The organism is Pseudochrobactrum sp. AO18b, assembly GCF_000409565.1.
Classification (GTDB): Bacteria; Pseudomonadota; Alphaproteobacteria; order Rhizobiales; family Rhizobiaceae; genus Pseudochrobactrum; species Pseudochrobactrum saccharolyticum.
The window spans coordinates 1-968 of sequence record NZ_ANNO01000184.1; the positions used below are offsets into that span (position 1 = coordinate 1).

General features: G+C 51.9%; 1 protein-coding gene. It reads left to right on the forward strand.

Translation table 11 applies throughout. The features are described from left to right. The first annotated feature begins 73 nt into the window (after positions 1-73). Positions 74-940, forward strand: coding sequence for an outer membrane protein (locus A918_RS0107915; RefSeq protein WP_028233531.1), 867 nt, complete (start codon positions 74-76; stop codon positions 938-940). Positions 941-968: the final 28 nt, after the last annotated feature.

Sequence of the window (968 nt, forward strand, 5' to 3'; positions counted from 1 at the left end):
CCGAATTATGGTGTGTCTGAGAATAGTCGTCCCGGTGCTACATGGCCGTGGAAATGCGATAGGACACGCTATGATGAACTTAAAGAATTTGCTTATCGCCGGTGTTGCAGGGCTGACAATGGCGGGCTCTGTTTCCTCGGTCTTTGCGGCGGATATCGTAGATATCCCTGAACCAATCATTCCTGAAGTTGTGGTTCCGCCTGCGCCTGTCGGTGGCTGGTATCTGCGTGGCGACATCGGTTATGCCGGTGCGAAATTCAAAGGTGCCAATTATGCGACGATTGACAAGGGATGTGGCAGCACCTGCTCGGGAACCAGCTTCGGTGAAAATTCACTGGATGGCAAGCTGAAAGGCTCATTCCTGCTCGGCGGTGGTGTAGGTTATCAGGTGACAGATTATTTCCGTACGGATCTGACCGTCGACTATCTGACCCGCGCGAAGTTCAGCGGTTCAACGAGCGGCGTCTGCACAGCCAATAATGCTTATGCCGATTGCGTATCTAACGACACAGCAAAAATGTCGGCGCTTTCCATTCTGGCCAATGCCTATATTGATCTGGGTAATTTCAACGGTTTTACACCTTATGTCGGTGCCGGTATCGGTGGTACGCGCATCAAATGGGGCGATCTGACCAATACGATTGATCCCGGTTTTGATCAGTCCGGTTCTACAGTTCATTCCGGTTCGGCAAGCTGGCGCTTTACCTGGGCTTTGATGGCCGGTCTCTCTTATGATCTGACCCAGAGCCTGAAGCTGGATGCCGGTTATCGTTTCCGCCGCATTGAAGGTGGCGAAATGTTCGGTGCAACAAAAGATATCGGCCGTGGCTTTGATCGCAGCTTTGATATTCACGATGTCCGCGTCGGTCTGCGTTACCAGTTCGGCGGTTACAGCCGTCCGGTCGCTTATAATGACGTGACAACACCGGTTTATAAATAAGTGAATTTGTGCTGCGCCCTAAAAGGCG